The 881-nt window shown below is 30.8% G+C and carries 1 protein-coding gene; it reads left to right on the top strand.

Features of this window, described 5'->3' with window-relative positions:
• Nucleotides 1-268: hypothetical protein (locus AC1DMS_RS31720; protein WP_478182146.1), on the top strand; the 268-nt coding region annotated here is incomplete at its 5' end.
• Between the last annotated feature and the right edge of the window lie 613 nt (nucleotides 269-881).

The raw sequence follows: 881 nt of genomic DNA, 5'->3' as shown, positions 1-881 counted from the left end.
CGATTGTTTTGAAGATTTACATATTTTAAAACCTGATTGGACTACACTAGAAAAATTAAAAGACCAAGCTATGATTTATATGTTAATTCATGAAGAAGGCGTATGGGGAAAACTTGAAAGGCATGCTAAATATAAATATAAGAAATTAATCAAAGAAATATCTCCAGTTGATTTGACGGAATTAATGAAATCGACTTTAAGAGAAAATGAAAAACAATTGCAAAAGCAAATAGAATTTTGGCAGACAAAAAGTAAGAAGCTATTTTAAAAATGGCTACCATTCGGCTCCCTTTTAGCTCCCAAATGGCTACATAAAAAGGGAGCYATTTGGGAGTCATTTTTTGATTTTATGTAGCCATTTGGGAGWCATTTCTGTKCAGGATTCCWCTTATGCTCTTTAAAATACRAGAGTTACATTATACACCTATTTTTTAAGGYTTTAGCTTTTTATTRAGAAGAATAACCGAGATAGAAAAACATATTTCGTATTATAAAAGATTTAGAAAATGAATTTTAAAATGATTTATCGTCTCTCTGTTGAACGAAAAAAGTTTTTAGTTATTTTTTATACGTGGAATGATTAAATGTCCTAGAAARGGCTTAAAATGCAAAATAAAAAGACTACTCATTTTTTGAGTAGCCAGGGAATAGTTTTTGATATATTAAATGAAAGGAGTAATACATTAATCRTATCACACGCATTTATGCCGAGAAAATTTTTGGTTGGAATGAGCTATGTGTTAGCTAACTATGTTAGCGAGTTGGTTGGTGGTTTGTTGGGATTAATCCCAACGAAGTACCAACTCAACAACACATTATGCTCCGTTGGTTCCAACCAAAAAGCAATTGGAATAAAGCATTAAAAATAGCCACTCAACAAT

This window comes from Variovorax sp. 05T418, from assembly GCF_056396385.1.
This window is presented reverse-complemented; position numbering and strand designations above follow the sequence as displayed.